This window comes from Allobosea sp. GW822-FHT03F07 (assembly GCF_058801345.1).
Genome location: NZ_JBXAND010000001.1, coordinates 1540014 through 1558086, shown reverse-complemented (window position 1 = coordinate 1558086; position 18073 = coordinate 1540014). Strand labels below are relative to the sequence as shown.

The 18073-nt window shown below is 66.3% G+C and carries 17 protein-coding genes; 14 read left to right on the top strand and 3 right to left on the bottom strand.

Features of this window, described 5'->3' with window-relative positions; all coding sequences use genetic code 11:
• Positions 1-36: 36 nt before the first annotated feature.
• From flgC to AC1RMY_RS07415, 7 genes are all read left to right on the top strand, one after another.
• Positions 37-447 (top strand): flagellar basal body rod protein FlgC, encoded by a 411-nt coding sequence (gene flgC / locus AC1RMY_RS07445; protein ID WP_492863309.1) that lies wholly within the window; start codon positions 37-39, stop codon positions 445-447.
• A gap of 13 nt (positions 448-460) precedes the next feature.
• A complete protein-coding gene (gene fliE, locus AC1RMY_RS07440; protein ID WP_492863308.1) occupies positions 461-784 on the top strand; it encodes a flagellar hook-basal body complex protein FliE in 324 nt (107 codons plus the stop codon).
• Positions 785-867: 83 nt separating this feature from the next.
• The gene (gene fliQ / locus AC1RMY_RS07435) at positions 868-1134 is read left to right on the top strand and encodes a flagellar biosynthesis protein FliQ (RefSeq protein ID WP_108048817.1); all 267 of its coding nucleotides are present in this window, start codon (positions 868-870) and stop codon (positions 1132-1134) included.
• A gap of 80 nt (positions 1135-1214) precedes the next feature.
• Positions 1215-1973, top strand: coding sequence for a flagellar biosynthetic protein FliR (gene fliR / locus AC1RMY_RS07430; RefSeq protein ID WP_492863578.1), 759 nt, complete (start codon positions 1215-1217; stop codon positions 1971-1973).
• A gap of 6 nt (positions 1974-1979) precedes the next feature.
• Positions 1980-3047, top strand: a complete 1068-nt coding sequence (gene flhB, locus AC1RMY_RS07425) for a flagellar biosynthesis protein FlhB (RefSeq protein ID WP_492863307.1) — start codon at positions 1980-1982, stop codon at positions 3045-3047.
• Positions 3048-3166: 119 nt separating this feature from the next.
• The gene (gene cckA, locus AC1RMY_RS07420) at positions 3167-5677 is read left to right on the top strand and encodes a cell cycle histidine kinase CckA (RefSeq protein WP_492863577.1); all 2511 of its coding nucleotides are present in this window, start codon (positions 3167-3169) and stop codon (positions 5675-5677) included.
• A gap of 203 nt (positions 5678-5880) precedes the next feature.
• On the top strand, positions 5881-6342 hold the full coding sequence (locus AC1RMY_RS07415; protein WP_492863306.1) for a hypothetical protein: 462 nt from the start codon (positions 5881-5883) through the stop codon (positions 6340-6342).
• A 2-nt stretch (positions 6343-6344) separates the two neighbouring features.
• Here AC1RMY_RS07415 and AC1RMY_RS07410 read toward each other — a convergent pair whose 3' ends face one another.
• Positions 6345-7661, bottom strand: a complete 1317-nt coding sequence (locus AC1RMY_RS07410) for an MFS transporter (RefSeq protein WP_492863305.1) — start codon at positions 7659-7661, stop codon at positions 6345-6347.
• 289 nt (positions 7662-7950) lie between these two features.
• Between AC1RMY_RS07410 and recA the strand changes: the two genes are divergently transcribed.
• The 4 genes from recA to AC1RMY_RS07390 all read left to right on the top strand — a co-directional run bounded on the left by recA (position 7951) and on the right by AC1RMY_RS07390 (position 13813).
• The gene (gene recA / locus AC1RMY_RS07405) at positions 7951-9036 is read left to right on the top strand and encodes a recombinase RecA (protein WP_492863304.1); all 1086 of its coding nucleotides are present in this window, start codon (positions 7951-7953) and stop codon (positions 9034-9036) included.
• 325 nt (positions 9037-9361) lie between these two features.
• Positions 9362-12004, top strand: a complete 2643-nt coding sequence (alaS, locus tag AC1RMY_RS07400; protein WP_492863303.1) for an alanine--tRNA ligase — start codon at positions 9362-9364, stop codon at positions 12002-12004.
• Positions 12005-12011: 7 nt separating this feature from the next.
• On the top strand, positions 12012-13172 hold the full coding sequence (locus tag AC1RMY_RS07395) for a cyclic nucleotide-gated ion channel (RefSeq protein WP_492863302.1): 1161 nt from the start codon (positions 12012-12014) through the stop codon (positions 13170-13172).
• Complete coding sequence (locus AC1RMY_RS07390; RefSeq protein ID WP_492863301.1) at positions 13169-13813, top strand: hypothetical protein; 645 nt, start codon at positions 13169-13171, stop codon at positions 13811-13813. Before AC1RMY_RS07395 ends, AC1RMY_RS07390 begins: the two co-directional genes overlap by 4 nt.
• A gap of 612 nt (positions 13814-14425) precedes the next feature.
• Here the strand turns inward: AC1RMY_RS07390 and AC1RMY_RS07385 are convergent.
• Positions 14426-15403, bottom strand: a complete 978-nt coding sequence (locus tag AC1RMY_RS07385) for a DUF4118 domain-containing protein (RefSeq protein WP_492863300.1) — start codon at positions 15401-15403, stop codon at positions 14426-14428.
• Between the two features lie 375 nt (positions 15404-15778).
• Here AC1RMY_RS07385 and AC1RMY_RS07380 point away from each other — a divergent pair, with 375 nt between their 5' ends.
• From AC1RMY_RS07380 to AC1RMY_RS07370, 3 genes are all read left to right on the top strand, one after another.
• Positions 15779-16036, top strand: a complete 258-nt coding sequence (locus AC1RMY_RS07380; protein WP_492863299.1) for a hypothetical protein — start codon at positions 15779-15781, stop codon at positions 16034-16036.
• 48 nt (positions 16037-16084) lie between these two features.
• A complete protein-coding gene (locus AC1RMY_RS07375; protein WP_492863298.1) occupies positions 16085-16405 on the top strand; it encodes a hypothetical protein in 321 nt (106 codons plus the stop codon).
• Positions 16406-16545: 140 nt separating this feature from the next.
• Positions 16546-16947, top strand: coding sequence for a hypothetical protein (locus AC1RMY_RS07370; RefSeq protein WP_492863297.1), 402 nt, complete (start codon positions 16546-16548; stop codon positions 16945-16947).
• A 599-nt stretch (positions 16948-17546) separates the two neighbouring features.
• Here the strand turns inward: AC1RMY_RS07370 and AC1RMY_RS07365 are convergent.
• Positions 17547-18002 (bottom strand): GFA family protein, encoded by a 456-nt coding sequence (locus AC1RMY_RS07365; RefSeq protein ID WP_492863296.1) that lies wholly within the window; start codon positions 18000-18002, stop codon positions 17547-17549.
• Positions 18003-18073: the final 71 nt, after the last annotated feature.

Sequence of the window (18073 nt, the reverse complement as noted above, 5' to 3'; positions counted from 1 at the left end):
GGGGCCTGACGGCTCTCTCTGAAAGGAACAGGCAGGATGGATCTGCTCAAGAGCATCGCGGTGGCGACGTCGGGCCTGCGCAGCCAGTCCGGCCGCATGCGCGTCATCGCCGAGAACATGGCCAATGCCGATTCCGGGCCCGACCGCGCCGGCGCCGACCCCTATCGCCGCAAGATTCCCACCTTCCAGCGACGCTTCGACCGCGAACTCGATGCCCAGGTCGTCGACATGGGCCGCGTCCAGCGCGACAACAGCGCCTTCCGCGTAAAGTTCGAGCCCGGCAACCCCACGGCCGACGCCAGCGGCAATGTCAAAATGCCCAACGTCAACTCGCTGATCGAGACGATGGACATGCGCGAGGCCCAGCGCAGCTACGAGGCCAACCTCAACCTGGTCTCGTCGACGCGCCGGATGATCCAGCGCACCATCGACATCCTGCGCGCCTGAGGACGACTGAGCCATGGCCACCTCCAGCTTCGCCGCAGGCGCCTATGCATCGATCCAGGGCATGGGCGCGGGCAACCTGCTCCGCAAGCCGGTCTCCTCGACCGGAACCCAATCAGGCAGCGCCGACTTCTCGGCCCTGATCGGCAAGGCGCTCGAGGCCACAGCCGATGCCGGCCGCAAGGCCGACGCCCAATCGGCGTCGGTCGCGACCGGACGCGCCGATGTCGTCGACGTCGTCACCGCCGTGGCCGAGAGCGAGGCTGCAATCGAAACGCTGGTCGCCGTGCGCGACCGCGTCATCGCCGCCTATGAAGAAATCATGCGGATGCCGGTGTAAGCATTGCGCGAAAAAGTGGGAACCGGTTTTTCGCAGAAGCAATGCGAGAAATCTAATCTGACCGCGCTTTTCAGGACGAGATCATGACCTCCGGAGCCATCCTCGACGTCGCCCGCGACGGCATCATGGTGTTTCTCAAGGCCGGCGGCCCGCTGATGATGGTCGCGCTCATCGTCGGCCTCGCCGTCTCGCTGGTGCAGGCGCTGACCCAGATCCAGGAACAGACCCTGGTCTACGTGCCGAAGATCCTGGCCGTCTTCGCCGCGCTGATGCTTTTTCTCCCGTTCATGGGAGACGCGCTGGCGGGTTATATGGGGCGGGTCGCCGTCCGAATCGCCACGGGCGAATGATCCTGCCGCAGCAGACCTTCGCCATCGTCGATGGCGCTGCCCTGCGGCGCCCGGAATGGCGGCGGAGTGTCGGCGGCACGATGCAGATCGCGATCCTGCCCGAGATCAGCGCCGTCTTCGTGCTCGTCTTCGCGCGCGTCGGGACGCTCGTGATGCTGATGCCGGGCATCGGCGAACGCTTCATCTTCTCGCGCGCCCGGCTCTCTCTGGCCTTTTTCATCGCGCTGATGATGGTGCCGATGGCGCGGCCGCTGCTGCGTCTCCCGTCCGACACGACCGGCATCGTCGGGCTCCTCGTCAGCGAGATCCTGATCGGCCTGGTCATCGGCGTCTGTGCCCGCTTCGTCATGGCTGCCCTGCAGACGGCCGGCACATTGGTGGCGCAGACCATGGGACTTGGCTTCGCCATGACGGTCGACCCGACCGGCGGCACCCAGAACCCGTCGATCGGCAACCTCCTCACCATGCTCGGCATCACCCTCGTGCTGACCAGCGACCTGCACCATGTCGCCATCGTCGCGATCCATGAGAGCTATCGCGTGCTGCCGCCCGGCGGCATTCCCGGCATGGGCGACGTCATCACGCTGGCGATCCGCGCCGCGTCGCAGGGCTTTGCGATCGCGGTGCAGATCTCGGCGCCCTTCATCGTCTTCGGCCTGCTCTTCAATCTCGGCCTCGGCGTGCTCGCGCGCATGATGCCGCAGCTCCAGGTCTTCTTCCTCGCGGTGCCGGCCTCGATCCTCGGCGGCATGCTCGTGCTGCTGGCGGTCGTCGGCGTGATGATGAGCGTCTTCCTCAACGATCTCGGCGGCTTCCTGCGCCAGTTCACGGAAAACTGACCGGTCATGTCGGAGGATGCCGACAACGAGGACAGAACAGAGGACCCGACACAGCGAAAGCTGGATCAGGCCACCGAGAAAGGCGACATTCCCAGATCGCAGGAGATCGGCACCTTCTTCGTGCTCTGCGGCTTCACCATGGCGCTGCTGGTCGGCGCCGGCTGGTCGGCGCGCGATGCGGCGCTCTCGCTGCGCGCCTTCCTGATGAACGCCCATCAGGTGCCCTCCGACGGATCGGCCTTCGCCAATGTCGCCCAGCAGGGCGTGATGGCAGGCTTCGCGGCGCTGGGCCTGCCCTTCGCCTTCATCCTCTGCGCCGCGCTGGCCGGCGCGATGATCCAGCACAAGCCGCTCTGGACCTTCGAGCCGCTGATGCCGAAATTCAGCCGCATCTCGCCGATGGGCGGCGCCAAGCGGATGTTCGGCAAGGAAGCCTGGGTCAACTTCGCCAAGGGCCTCGCCAAGACCGGGCTGGTCGGAGCCGTGCTGTGGACGACGCTTTGGGCCGAGCACGACCGGCTCGAGGGCTTCGCGCAGATGAACATAGCGGCGCTGCTACCGGCGACGCTCGTTCTCGCGATCAAGCTGATGGCGAGCGCGCTCGCCCTCTTCGCCGTCATCGCGATCGGCGATTTCGGCTGGCAGCGCTTCACCTGGTACCAGCGCCAGAAGATGACCAAGCAGGAATTGAAGGACGAGTACAAGAACTCGGAAGGCAATCCCGAGGTCAAGGCGAAGCTGCGCCAGATACGCTCCGAGCGCGCACGCCGGCGCATGATGGCGGCCGTGCCGAAGGCGACCGTGATCATCACCAACCCGACCCACTACGCCGTGGCGCTGCAATACGAGCCCGGCATGGCCGCCCCGCTCTGCCTCGCCAAGGGCGTCGACGCGGTCGCTCTGAAGATCCGCGAGGTCGCCGGCGAACACAGCGTCCCGATCGTCGAGAACGTGCCCCTGGCGCGCGCGCTCTACGCGACAGTGGACATCGACGAAGAAATTCCTGTCGAACACTACCAGGCAGTGGCCGAAGTGATCGGATACGTCTTGCGCCTGAAGGGCCGCCGCGCCTAACTCGCTTCCGCATGATGCCGAGAAGTGGGAACCCGTTTTCGGACCACATCATGCATCAGACCATGCGCGCGAGCCCGCCATCGCGGTGGCTCGGCGGCAACGGGACGGACCACACCGCAATGGGCGGCACCACGACTGCGATCGATCGCTCCGACAAGCCGGGCCATATCGGCGTCATCCTGCTCGTCGCGGGGCTGCTCGTCGGCGCCGCCGTGGCGCTCGGCTTCATCGCCAACGAATGGGCCCAGCCGCTGATCCTCGGGCTGCTGGCGCTGCTCTCGGTCATCGGCGTCTTCGGCCTCTTCGCCTTCGCCGTCGGCGTGATCCAGTTCTCCGGCCGCGCCGCCCGCAACGACCTGACCAAGACGATCGTGGACAGCGCCGACGAGGGCGTCGTCGTGACCGAGGGCGAGAGCGGCATCGTCTACGCCAACGAGGCCTATCTCGCTCTGGCGGGAGCCCGTGGCGCCAGCGACCTGCGCCCTGTCGGCAGCCTCTTCACCGGCCGCGCCGAGGTCTCGGAAGCGATCTACCGCCTCGCCACCGCCGCGCGCGAGAACCGCCGGCTGGCCGAAGAGATCCGGCTCGAACCAGCGCTGGGCGGCCGCGGCGCCGTCGGCTGGTACCGGATCAAGGTCTCTCCGGTACGCCGCGACGGCCGGCCGGCCACGCTCTGGGCGGTGTCCGACGTGACGCCCGAGCGCGAGCGCCAGGAGAACGCCTTCCAGGAACTCCAGCACGCGATCGACTACCTCGATCATGCCCCGGCCGGCTTCGTCTCGATCGATGCCGATGGCGAGGTCTCCTATCTCAACGCCACGCTCTCGGGCTGGCTCGATTTCGACCTCGCCCGCTTCGGCTCCGGCGGGCTGCATCTCGACGACATCGCGACGCCGGGCGCGGCCGCCCTTGTCCAGGCGATCCGCGGCCAGCCCGGCGATGTCCGCATCGAGGTGCTCGACGTCGATCTGAAGCGCCGCAACGGCGCCTCCCTGCCGGTGCGCCTGCATCACCAGGTCGCCTTCGGCAGTGACGGTCGCGCCGGGCCGTCGCGCACGCTGGTGCTGAACCGCGCACCGGGCGAGGCCGGCTCCGACGGCAGCAGCGAGGCCGAGATCCGCTTCGCCCGCTTCTTCCATTCGACGCCGATGGCGATCGCCACCGTCGACCGCGCCGGCACCATCCTGCGCTCCAATGCCGCCTTCGCGCGCCTGACCCAGGTCGGTCCGCAGCCCGGCCTGCAACCCGGCACGATCCATGACCTCGTCGCGCCCGGCGGCGGGCTCGACCGCGCCTTGACGGAGGCCATGGACGGGCGCTCCGACATCGCTCCGCTCGACCTGACGCTGGCCTCCGACGACGCCCGCTCCGCCAGGCTCTATCTCTCGCCGGTCGCGGCCAGCGAGGATGGCGACGGCGAGCGCGCCATCATCTACGCGCTGGAGACCACCGCCGAGCGCAAGCTCAAGGACAATATCGACCAGGCCCAGAAAATGCAGGCCGTCGGCCAGCTCGCCGGCGGCATCGCGCACGACTTCAACAACGTGCTGCAGGTCATCATCAACGCCTCGGAGTTCCTGCTCGCCAGCCACCGGCCGACGGATCCCTCCTTCCCCGACATCATGCAGATCAAGCAGAACGCCTACCGCGCCGCCGCACTGGTGCGGCAGCTGCTCGCCTTCTCGCGGCGCCAGACGCTGCGTCCGCAGGTGCTTGAGCTCGGCGACGTGCTCTCCGACCTGTCGCTGATGCTGAAGCGCGTCGTCGCCGACAAGGTCACGCTCGACGTCCGCCAGGGCCGCGACCTCTGGCCGGTCAAGGCCGATCTCGGCCAGCTTGAACAGGTCATCGTCAACCTCGCGGTCAATGCGCGCGACGCCATGGCCGATGGCGGCAAGCTGACGGTGCGCACCCGCAATGTCGCAGGCAGCGAATGCGCCGGCTTCGGGCACGCCGCCCTGCCGCCCGACGACTATGTTCTGCTCGAGGTCGAGGATAGCGGCACCGGCATCGCGCCCGAGCATCTCGACAAGATCTTCGAGCCCTTCTTCACCACCAAGGAGGTCGGCAAGGGCACGGGCCTCGGCCTCTCCATGGTCTACGGCATCGTCAAGCAGACCGGCGGCTTCGTCTTCTGCGACTCCCTCGTCGGCCGCGGCACGATTTTCCGCATCTTCCTGCCCCGCCATGTCCCGAGCGAGGAAGAGATCGCCGCCGAGGTCGCGATCAAGGAAGCCCCCAAGAAGATCGCCGCCGACCATACCGGCGCCGGCGTCATCTTGCTGGTCGAGGACGAGGATGCGGTGCGCGCCCTCAACGCCCGCATGCTGGTCTCGCGCGGCTACACCGTCCACGAGGCCGCCTCCGGCGTCGAGGCGCTCGACCTCTTCCTCGCCGAGGACGGCAAGGTCGACCTCGTCGTTTCCGACGTGGTGATGCCGGAAATGGACGGCCCGACGCTGCTCGGCGAGCTGCGCAAACGCAACCCGGCGACCAAGGTCGTCTTCGTCTCCGGCTATGCCGAGGAAGCCTTCCGCAAGAACCTGCCCGAGGGCGAGGAGTTCCAGTTCCTGCCCAAGCCCTTCACGATGAAGCAGCTCGTGGAGACGGTGAAGGCGGCGATGGGGTGAGCTTGGCGTCGGGCCGAGGCGAACCACGCCGGAGATGGGCTGGGGCAGATCGCCCCCTAATGGGGCTCAGTCATCCCGGACGCAGCGAAGCGGAGATCCGGGATCCATGCCTGGACCTCTATCGAAAGCGTTCTGGCATGGATCCCGGGTCAAGCCCGGGATGACGGCGCATCTCACAACAAAGTCGGCAGGGTGTCGCTGCCATGGCTGATCGCAAGCTTCTGCATTACGTCCTGCTGCTCGGCGCGCAGACCGCCTGCGCGGCGGTCGTGCTCGCCAACATCCATGCCGGCTTCCGCCTCCTGATCGAGAACATCGGCACGCCGGCCGCGCCCGCGCTCGCTGGCGTGGTCGAGCTCCTGGCCGCCGCCGCGCTCGGCCAGATCTGCTACTGGTATCGCCTGCGCAATGTCCCGGTGCCGTCGGGCTACCGGAACGTCCCGCTCGGGCATCTGCTCGGCTTTTCCAGCCGGCTCGGCTTCATCTTCGGCGGTGCGCTGTATTCGCTCTACTTCCTGCGCCACGCGCCGGAACTCGCCCTCGCCCCGCCCGACATCGCCTGGCGAGGCGGATTGCTGATCGCGATCCTGTTCTCGCTCTATTGCTACACGCTCGAACTCGAACGGCTCGGCGGCGCCCTGCAGATGCCGCCGAAGCTCGGGTGACCTCACTGCGCCGGCACGACCTGGGCCGGGCCAGCCCGCTCCTCCACCGGCCGGCCCATCGCCAGCAGCGCGACGATCGTCAGCAGCGCGGCGGCCGTCATGTAGTAGCCGACAAAGCTGAGACTGTAGGTGCTCGCCAGCCAGGTCGCGATGAAGGGCGCGAGCGACGCCCCGACGATGCTGCCGAGATTGAAGGTCAGCGACGCGCCGGTATAGCGCACCGCGGTCGGGAAGATCTCGGCCAGCGCCGTGCCGATCGGACCATAGGTAAAGCCCATCAGCGCAAAGCCGAGCACCGAGAACAGCAGCACGCTCGGAATGCTTCCCGCGACGAAGAGCGGACCGACCAGGAAGCCGAACAGCGCGATGCCGAGCGAGGTGCCGATCAGCGCACGCCGCCGGCCGACGCGATCGGCGATCACGGCCGAGACCGGGATCATCAGCCCGAAGAAGACGACGCCGGCCATCTGCACGGGCAGGAACTGGTTGCGGCTGTAGCCCAGCCGAGTCGTGGCCCAGCTCAGCGAGAACACCGTCATGATGTAGAACAGCACGAAGGTCGCCAGCGCCGCGAAGGTGCCGATCAGCAGCGGCAGCTTGTGCTGCGCGAAGATGCTCGCCAGCGGCACCTTCACGCGCTCCTGCTTGTCCATCGCCTTCTTGAATGCCGGCGTTTCGCTGATCTTCAGCCGCATCCACAGACCGATGAAGACGAGCAGCGCGCTGGCGATGAAGGGAATGCGCCAGCCGAAGGAAAAGAACTGCTCGTCGCTCAGCACATCGCCGAGCAGGAGGAAGCTCCCCGTCGCCATGATGAAGCCGATCGGCGCGCCGAGCTGCGGGAACATCCCATACCAGGCTTCCTTGCCGGGCGGCGCATTCTCGGTGGCGAGCAGCACCGCCCCGCCCCATTCGCCGCCGAGGCCCAGCCCCTGACCGAGCCGGCACAGCGCCAGCAGCAGCGGCGCGGCAATGCCGACATGCGCATAAGTAGGCAACAACCCGATCGCGACCGTGGACAGCCCCATCGTCATCAGCGCGGCGACCAGCGTCGCCTTGCGCCCGACGCGGTCGCCGAAATGGCCGAACAGCGCCGCCCCGACCGGCCGCGCGAAGAAGGCGATGGCGAAGGTCACGAAAGAGGACAGCATCGCCGAGGTCGGATCGCTCGCCGGGAAGAACAGCTTTGGGAACACGATCACCGCCGCCGTCGCGTAGATGTAGAAGTCGAAGAACTCGATCGTGGTGCCGATCAGGCTGGCGAACAGCACCCGGCGCGGCGAATTGGCCGGCGCGGCGGACGAGGATGGGGAGGACACGGTGGAAACTTTCGCAAAACCAAATGGAGAAGCCGCGCAATTAACAGAATGTGGAACGGCGCACTAACGACATGAAGCCAAGCCGACATGCGCCACAAGCATGATCGAACGCGACCATTTTCACTCAGAGGCGCCACGCGCATGAAGAGGAGCCCTCCTGACATCTCCTGTCAGGGCACCGCAAACGAGAACAGAAAAAGAACTTGCGAATGGGAACAAACCATGACCAATCTTGCTCACCGGCGCAGATTGTGATGTCCCCGCGCCCCTGCCATAAGGAGCCGAAGTCGTGAGTCAGGCGAATCTCAAGCTGGTGGAAGGTTCCTCGATGGACAAGGCCAAGGCGCTGGATGCGGCGCTCTCGCAGATCGAGCGCGCCTTCGGCAAGGGCTCGATCATGCGGCTGGGCAAGAACCAGCAGGCGATCGAGATCGAGACGATTTCGACCGGCTCGCTCGGTCTCGACATCGCGCTCGGCGTCGGCGGCCTGCCGCGCGGCCGCGTCATCGAGATCTACGGCCCTGAATCCTCCGGCAAGACCACGCTCGCGCTCCACACCATCGCCGAAGCCCAGAAGAAGGGCGGCGTCTGCGCCTTCGTCGATGCCGAGCATGCGCTCGATCCGGTCTATGCCCGCAAGCTCGGCGTCAATCTCGACGATCTCCTGATCTCGCAGCCCGATACCGGCGAGCAGGCGCTTGAGATTACCGACACACTGGTCCGCTCCGGCGCGATCGACGTGCTGGTGGTCGACTCGGTCGCGGCGCTGACGCCGCGCGCCGAGATCGAGGGCGAGATGGGCGACGTCCAGCCCGGCCTCCAGGCCCGGCTGATGAGCCAGGCCCTGCGCAAGCTGACCGCCTCGATCTCGCGCTCGAACTGCATGGTCATCTTCATCAACCAGATCCGAATGAAGATCGGCGTGATGTACGGCTCGCCCGAGACGACGACCGGCGGCAACGCCCTGAAATTCTACGCCTCCGTGCGCCTCGACATCCGCCGCGTCTCGACGCTGAAGGAGCGCGACGAGGCCACCGGCAACCAGGTCCGCGTCAAGGTCGTCAAGAACAAGGTCGCGCCGCCCTTCAAGCAGGTCGAGTTCGACATCATGTTCGGCGAGGGCATCTCCAAGGTCGGCGAACTCGTCGATCTCGGCGTCAAGGCCGGCATGGTCGAGAAGTCCGGCGCCTGGTTCTCCTTCGACAGCCAGCGCCTCGGCCAGGGCCGCGAGAACGCCAAGGCCTTCCTCAGGGCCAATCCGGAGATCGCCGCCAAGATCGAGGCGACGATCCGGCAGAATTCCGGCCTCGTGGCCGACCGCATCCTCGACCAGGCGACGCCGACCGATGACGATCTCGACGAGGGCGAGGCCTGAGCCTTAGCCCCGACGGCGATCACATCCTCGCCGTCATTCCGGGCGAGCGAAGCGAAGACCCGGAATCCATCGTAGAGCGCGTCTCCCTTCGATGGATTCCGGAGCGGCGCCGCTTCGCGGCTTGTCCGGAATGACCGTGCGATCCGCTGGAATGACTGCACGATCTCCGGCACCAGCGCGATGGGGCGGCTTTCGAGCCGCCCTTCTGCATGTCGCCGCTGGCTCATGGCACCGGCTTTCTGGACAGGCGCAAGCGGCCTGACTAGAAGCGATCTTTCCCGCCGGACGAGCCGGCCTCTTGCCCAGTACCAGAGCGCAAACAGCGATGAGCGGCGTCAACGATATCCGGTCGACCTTCCTCGACTACTTCAAGTCAAATGGCCACGAGATCGTGCCGTCGAGCCCGCTCGTGCCACGCAACGACCCGACGCTGATGTTCGCCAATTCGGGCATGGTGCAGTTCAAGAACGTCTTCACCGGCCAGGAAAAGCGCCCCTATGACCGCGCCACCACGGCGCAGAAATGCGTGCGCGCCGGCGGCAAGCACAACGACCTCGACAATGTCGGCTACACCGCGCGCCACCACACCTTCTTCGAGATGCTGGGGAACTTCTCCTTCGGCGACTATTTCAAGGAACAGGCGATCACCCACGCCTGGACGCTGGTCACACGCGAATACGGCCTGCCGAAGGAAAAACTGACCGTCACGGTCTATTCCGAGGACGACGAGGCGCACGCCCTCTGGAAGAAGATCGCCGGCCTCTCCGACAGCAGGATCATCCGCATCCCGACCTCGGACAATTTCTGGCGCATGGGCGACACCGGCCCCTGCGGCCCCTGCTCCGAGATCTTCTACGACCATGGCGACCATATCCCCGGCGGCCCCCCAGGCTCGCCCGACGAGGACGGCGACCGCTTCATCGAGATCTGGAATCTCGTCTTCATGCAGTATGAAGAGGCAGCGGGCGGCGTCCGAACCAACCTGCCGCGCCCCTCGATCGACACCGGCATGGGCCTCGAGCGCATCGCCGCCGTGCTCCAGGGCACGCATGACAATTACGCGATCGACCTGTTCGCGGCGCTTATCGCGGCGATCGCCGACATGACCTCGGTCGCCTCCGACGGGCCGATGAAGGCGAGCCATCGCGTCATCGCCGACCATCTGCGCTGCTCGGCCTTCCTGATCGCCGACGGCGTGCTGCCCTCGAATGAGGGCCGCGGCTATGTGCTGCGCCGGATCATGCGCCGCGGCATGCGCCACGCGCAGTTGCTCGGCGCCAAGGAGCCGCTGCTGCACAGGCTGGTGCCGGTGCTGACGCGCGAGATGGGCCGCGCCTATCCCGAATTGCTGCGCGCCGAGGCGCTGATCACCGAGACGCTGCAGCTCGAGGAAACCCGCTTCCGCACGACGTTGGCGCGCGGCCTCAGCCTGCTCGACGACGCGGCGAAGGATCTCGTCGCCGGCCAGAGCCTGAAGGGCGATGTCGCCTTCACGCTCTATGACACCTATGGCTTCCCGCTCGACCTGACGCAGGATGCGCTGCGCGCCCGCAACATCACGGTCGATACCGAAGGCTTCGACGCTGCGATGCAGCAGCAGAAGGCCAAGGCGCGCGCCGCCTGGGCGGGCACCGGCGAGGCTGCGACGGAAAAGCTCTGGTTCCCGCTCAAGGACCGCGTCGGCGCGACCGAATTCCTCGGCTACGACACCGAAACGGCCGAGGGCGTGGTCACGGCCCTGATCCGCGACAATGCCGAGGTCGAGACGCTGAAGGCCGGCGAGAGCGGCTTTGTCATCGTCAACCAGACGCCCTTCTACGGCGAGTCCGGCGGCCAGGTCGGCGATGCCGGCACGATCCGCGCCGCGGATGCGGTCGCCGAGGTCAGCGATGTCCAGAAGAAGCTCGGCGACGTCTTCGCCCATGCGGTGACGGTGAAGGAAGGCGAACTAAAGCGCGGCCACGCGGTCGAGCTGATCGTCGACCATGACCGCCGCAGCGCGATCCGCGCCAACCACTCGGCGACGCATCTGCTGCATGAGGCGCTGCGGCTCGTCCTCGGCGACCATGTCGCGCAGAAGGGCTCGCTGGTCTCGCCCGAGCGGCTGCGCTTCGACTTCTCGCATCCCAAGCCGATCAGCGAGGAGGAGCTGCGCGAGGTCGAGGAGATCGCCAACGCGATCGTGCTCAGGAACGAGCCGGTCTCGACCCGGCTGATGAGCGTCGACGAGGCGATCGCCTCGGGCGCGCGCGCCCTCTTCGGCGAGAAATACGGCGACGAGGTCCGCGTCGTCTCGATGGGCACGAACCCGGCCGGCCGGGCCTATTCGGTCGAGCTCTGCGGCGGCACCCATGCCAGCCGCACCGGCGATATCGGCCTCGTCAGCGTCGTCGGTGAGAGCGCGGTCGCGGCCGGCGTGCGCCGGCTCGAGGCGATGACCGGCAATGGCGCGCGCCTGCGCCTCAACGCCGAGTCGCGCCTGCTCGACGGGCTGGCGAGCTTGCTCAAGGTTCCGGCCACTGAGGCCGGCAACCGCCTCTCCGCACTGATCGAGGAGCGCCGCAAGCTCGAGCGCGACCTGTCCGACGCCCGCAAGAAGCTCGCCATGGGCGGCGGCGGCGCGGCCGAGGATCCCGTCCAGGAGATCGCCGGCGCTAAGCTGCTCGCCCGCGCCGTCACCGGCGTCGAGATGAAGGACCTCAAGAGCCTGGTCGACGAGGGCAAGGCGCGGGTCGGCTCCGGCGTGGTCGCGATCGTCGGCGTCGCCGAGGACGGCAAGGCCGGCATCGTCGTCGGCGTCACGCCCGACCTGACCGAGCGCTTCGACGCGGTCGCGCTCGTCCGGGCCGGCTCCGAGCAGCTCGGCGGCAAGGGCGGCGGCGGGCGGCGCGACATGGCGCAAGCCGGTGGGCCCGACGGCACGAAGGCGCAGGCCGCGCTCGATGCTGTCGCCGCGGCGATGGGCTGATACGAGCATGGGCGCCGCCGCTCTCAAGGGATGGCGGCGCCGGCTTCACCTCTGGATCGACCATGGCGCCGGCGACGACGCCGTCGCGCGCTGGATCCACCACGGCCTCGTCCTGCTGATCTGCGTCAACGTCGTCGCGATCGTGCTGGAATCGATTCCCGATCTCTCCCGGCGTTTCGGTCCGGCTTTCCAGATGCTGGAAACGGCCTCGCTCGTCATCTTCACGCTGGAATATTCCGTTCGCCTCTGGGTCGCGCCCGAGCACGCACGTTATCGGTCGATGACCCCGGCACGGGCGCGGCTGACTTACGCCATGTCGGTGCCGGCGATCATCGACCTGCTGGCGACATTGCCCCTGGCCTTCGCATTCTTCGGGCTCGGCGATCTGAAGGTGCTGCTGCTCCTGCGACTGCTGCGCTTCTTCAAGCTCGGCCGCTACTCGCCCGGCATGGCCTCGCTGGCGGCTGCCCTCACGGCCGAGCGCAAGGCGCTCTTCGCCTGCTTCGTCGTGCTGATGGGCGTAATGCTGATGGCGGCATCGGTGATGCATCTCGTCGAGCACGAAGCCCAGCCCGAGAAGTTCGGCACGATCCCCGATGCGATGTGGTGGGCGATCATCACCCTGACCACGGTCGGCTATGGCGACGTCTTTCCGATCACCGCGGCGGGCAAGGCGGTCGCGGCGGTCACCGCCGTGCTCGGCCTCGTCATGCTGGCGCTGCCGGTCGGCATCGTCGCGACAGCCTTCGCCCAGGAGATCCACCGGCGTGAATTCGTCGTGACCTGGAGCATGATCGCGAGCGTGCCTCTGTTCGGCCAGCTCGACGCCGCCGAGATCGCCGAGGTCATGCAGTTCCTGCGCGCCCGGACAGTCAGAAACGGCGCCGTCGTCGCGCATGAAGGCGACCCGGTGCAGGCCTTCTATTTCGTCGCGAGCGGCGAAGTCGAGATTTCGCGGCCGAACGAAAAGGCCCGGCTGGACGAGGGGCACTTCTTCGGCTCATTGACGCTCGACGATCTCGCCATCGAGAGTCATTCGCCTTGCGTGAACGCGGCCGTCGCTACGGCGCCGACCAAGCTCTTGGTACTCGACCAGATCGATTTTCGCGCCCTGACGGCACGCAGCCCCAAGCTCGCCGCCCATATCCGGACGCTGGCGCGGCGATGAGGCGGCGCGCCCTCGTCGCGCTGGTGCTGCCGCTCGCGCCGCTGCTGTTCGCGCCCCTGCCCGCGCCGGCGCAGCCGCGCCCGCAGCCCCAGCCGCAACCGGCCGGCCCCGCCCTCTCCGCCTCGCGCAGCGTCATGGCCGGCTCGATGCTGAGCGTCATGATCAGCAGGGCGCCGCCGGGCGCGCGGCTCGCCATCTCCAGGCCGAGCGATCCGCCGCAGAGAGCGATCGTCGTCGCGGAAATCGGCGGCAGGACGTCCGTCAGCCTGCCCGTGCCCGGCGAGCCGGGCACTTACGAGCTGCGGCTGACGCGCGACCGCGACGGCGCGCCGATCGTCCTGCTCGCCCAGCCGCTCGTCACCACCCCGGCCGAGGCAACCCTTCACGCGCCCGACCGCGTCACCCGAGGCCGCGACTTCCCAGCCCGCGGCATCGGCCCCAATGGCGATCGCGACCGGGTCGTGCTGGTGCCCGCCGGCGCGGCAGTGGATGCGCAAGGACCATCCTTCCTGCCGCATGAGAACATCGAGGCGACGCTGGAAGCACCCGACCGCCCCGGCGCCTACGAGCTGCGCTATGTGATGGAAGCGCCGGTCAGCGGAGTGCGTGTTCTGGCGACACGGGCGGTGGTGGTGGAGTGAGCGGGCTCAGGCTCGCGCGCAGCGGATCGGTAGCGACTGCTTTCGACCCATAATCGAGATGCTCCGCTGGCGCCATCGCCCCTGCTACTCGCCGCGGGTGATACAAAGGCTTACTGCACCGTGAGCGTCAGGGAATGGCTCTCACTTGGCCGACGACGTCGCTCTGCGGCGCGTCGCGCAAGCCGGGTGCGGTTGAGCCCGCAGAGGCAGCGACCGTGCGCCTCCACGCCCCCGGTGAGGCGGGCATCGAGCCGCTTCGCCCAGCAGAAGATGACAGCAAAAATCCTCAACATGGTGTTTCACTCTGATGCGGCCTGGTCGGTATGACCGGCTACACGAGAGGATTTGGGACGACGCCCATAAATTATCCATTGGGAATGCTGCTTGCCGGCATAAGAATGTCGTATTGGAAACGACCGCAGCACTGCAACCGCCGACCCGGATCGGGCGTCGGGATTGGGCAGTCATCGGTTCGGGGTCGCATCGGCAGGCCCCTCCAAACGCGAGATCGGCGTAGCCCTTAGGCGAGGCAGTTGCAAGCCGCAGGCATGCTGGAGTGGCCGTGGCCTGGCAACAGGGGTCGGGTGGTCCGCACAATCATCTACCGCAAGATCACAGAATCACCCGACGGGAGGACGCGAGGTAGGCGCCCACAATTTCGATGAACCGTTCTGGGTCGGGAGGCCGCTCGAAGTGTGAGCTCTTGAAGTCCACGCCCATGACATATCGACGAGCGCCCCCGTTGGCGACGGGCCAGAAGTCGAACGTCGAGTCATCGTTGGGGTAGGTCTCTCCCCGCAAATGCGTCTGGGCATTCAAGGCGTTCTCCGCCGCCTTGGCCTCAACCTCGGAGACCACAGCACCGCCGGTCGTGGCTTCCTGGCGGAGCCGGCCGTCCGTCTCCGAGAAGATCACCGCAGGCGCTGCAAAGATGCGGCTCAGCGCAGTCGCCGCCGCCTCGACCACCTCCTTCTGCGACCGATCCTCAATGATTGTATGGGCAAGGGCCTGGAGCGCCTGGGCCTGGTCTGCCGCGCGACGCGCGTCGAGCGCCCGCCGCCTGGACTCGGCCGCCACGGTGCTCACGATGGCGGAGGTCGCCAACAGAAGCAGCGCCGCGCCAATCTCGGACGGCTCGGTCATCTGAAGGGTGAAATAGGGCTGCGTGAAGAAGAAATCGAATGCCAGAACGCTCGCGACGACGGTAACCACCGACGGTCCCCAGCCCAAGCTGGTCGCCGCCATAACGACCGGAATGACGAAGATGAGCGTGAGCGTGGGGGCGGTGACCACACGATCGGCGACGAATGCAAAAAAGGTCGCGACCGCTACCAGCAACAGCGCGACGCCATATTGAGCCAGCGCTGGCAGCCGCCGCGCACTCTCGGCGCGAAGATCACTTGTCGAACTCAACGGCGTCAAAATCGACACCCGGCTCTCATTGGCTGCATTTGGCATAGAACGCTCCATCGCCAGCCGACCCATCCGAGCATACGGCAGGCCGCATGAAAAATCGATGTTGGGCTGTCTGAGAGGGGCCTCGCCCGACATCATCAGGTCTCTGATCGACCCGTTGCGGACGTTGCGCATCGGATCGCAAACCGGCACATCTCGTTCGGTCTCGGGGGTAAGAGCGTGTGCAACTCGGTTATCGCGAACGGGCGCGAGTACAATACGCCTCGGAAGTTGGCGGCACTTCTTGGCGGTGAGGACAAGCTCGTGTGGCAAGGTCAAAACCCCTTCCTGCGTTGGCCAGAGGGCAGGGATTGGCGCGACCCTGATTTGTGCCTCTGCTCAGTCGACCTAGCTGCAACGCTTGAGAAGGCGGGATTGAGTTACCGGCGGGGCGACGATCCTATGGAATGGTTCGTCTCGCCGCGCTGATGATGACTGCTTCCGACCCGTTGCGGACGATGCTTTGCGAGGGCACTATCTGGCTAACGCCAATGTTTTCGTGGGTCGGCGATGCTCAAGCGCTTTCTCGATTTCCTCGACCCAATGCGGAGCGCTGAGCCCATATTGAAGCGGTATTTCCTCAATTCGGGAGTAGAGGCTTTATCGATCTCATTGGTGCGGCTCAAGGGCGAGTTCAAGGTGGTCTTTGCACTGCCTCAAGATGCAGAACAAAGGACTGCGAACCCGATTGCTCTGGCCCCGGAAAAATTGGACGACCTGATCACCTTCCTCCAGGAATGCCGGAGCAGAGCAACCCAAGCTCAATGACCAATTTCGGTCTAGTTGGGGCGTTCGTCTGAGCTCTCGGAGAGCCGCTTGAGACTTGGCATCAATCTTCGTGGCGACCTCGCCAAGCTCGGTGACGATGAACTTGCCTCGCAGCTCGAACGGTGTCTGGCTTATCGTGAGTGGCTTGCCCCGCAGACGGGGGACTGGGTAATCCGATGGCTGTACAAGATTGGTTTGTTCACGCCCTTCGGCAGAGGCCCTTTGCACGCCCGCATCTTCTATCGAGCCTTTGGCCTTCCGTTCGGCCGCTCCCTGAATGGGCGCTCTCTCGGGGATCTCTACGTCTTGGACTGCGAGATCAAAGACATCATGGATGAGCTAAAGCGTCGGACGCGTGCACCGCAGTAGGATGATTTGACGCCCTGACCAGTGTCCGCTTACCACCCATAGCAGGTATTGGTTGGCTTTCCCTCCGCCGCGATAACGCGGCCTTTATCGCTACCTGCTACCTCCAGCTCGGATTTCGCGATCTTAATGGGAGATGCGCCGTGCCGGGTGCTCGCCGCTTACGATACTATATTGTGTTCGGAGGGCTCATAGCGGCGCTGCTTGCGGCGGTCATCATCGCGAAACACGGCTGTGCAGCAGATGCCCCGTTCTTTGCAGGCGGCAACTCATGGGGCGCTTACGGCGTCGCTGTCTTCTTCGTCTTTCTTGGCTGGGGGACCTTGGGGCTTGATTGCCTCGGCTTCATTTTTGCCAAGCTCGGATGGGAGCCGAACTTTCAGCCTTCCGAGATGACCGATGAAAGTGGCCGACATCACTTATCGCCTCGCATGCGGAAATGGTTCGCCTACCCCCTGCTGATGATCATGGGCAGCGTGGGCCTCTGGCTATGGGGCGGCGTAAATGGCTGCGATGTCATCATTGGTCCGCCGAGAGGTCCATAGGCCGGGTTCGGCAGGTCCGCTGTCGACCCATGGCTGCCCTATCGACACACAACTAATCCCCGCCTTCCACTCCACCTCCATAATCCCACCACCTCATCCCCGAGGGGCAGCCATCCGGAGGTGTGCCGTTGGTCGGGATGGGGGCGGCGCCTGCGGGTGGAGTCACGATCCACTCCCGGGAGGCTTCGGGGCACCGCCCTGGGGATACTACGGTCCCTGTGCGAGGAGCTCGCTGGAACGGTCGGCGGCATCAGGCCTTCGCTCCATGCCCGAATAGACGCGACAACCCGATGAGGGGAACTGGCGTCGAAACGGCTCGCGGCGGAGGATGGCCAAAGGCCCGATAAGCGCGGCCCGGAGTCCGAAATCGCCGACGAGCGGAGCGCCACGGGGCGTGCGGATGGTGGCTCAATCCATCCGCGCCGCATCCTGGCTCAATGGATGCGGACCTCTACCCCTCGCGCCTCGCGGCGCTCCGCTGCCCCTCGTTTGCATGCCGCCGCGCGGAAGCATGGGCGGGGATTTGGCGTGCGCGGAACCACGACGCGAACGCCTCCCCCTCGTGGGGAGGGGTTCCCCGCGCGACGCTCCAGATGCCTTCAATCGTGATCGGGATGCTGGCGAGAGCGGAAGCGCGGCAGATCGGCTGCGGGAATGTCGTCCTCGGTGCGCGGCCCTTCCAGGCGGCACACATCGTCGAACCATGCCGGCCGGCCTTCCACGCCGTAAGCCGTGCTGGGTGGGAAAGCCGAAGGGTCGTCGATGCTGCCCGATGTCACCGAGATCCGGCCCGAGCCGCGCAGCGCATAGGTCAGGGGCGTGCCGCAATCGCGGCAATAGCCCCGCTCGGCTGCCTCCGAGGAGCGAAAGACAGCGATCTCGCCCTTTGTCCAGGTCAGGTTGGCCTCGGTCGTCGAGGAATGGGCGGCGAAGTAGTTGCCGGAGGATTTCTGGCACATCCGGCAGAAGCAGATGCCCGTCCGCTCGGGTGGCGCGGTCATCCGGTAGCGCACCGCGCCGCACTGGCATCCGCCCGTCACTCCGTCCGTCGCCATCGCCCGTCCCTTTCGTCAGACCGAAACGAAAAACGCCCGGGAACGTTCCCGGGCGTCCTGTCCATGGAGAA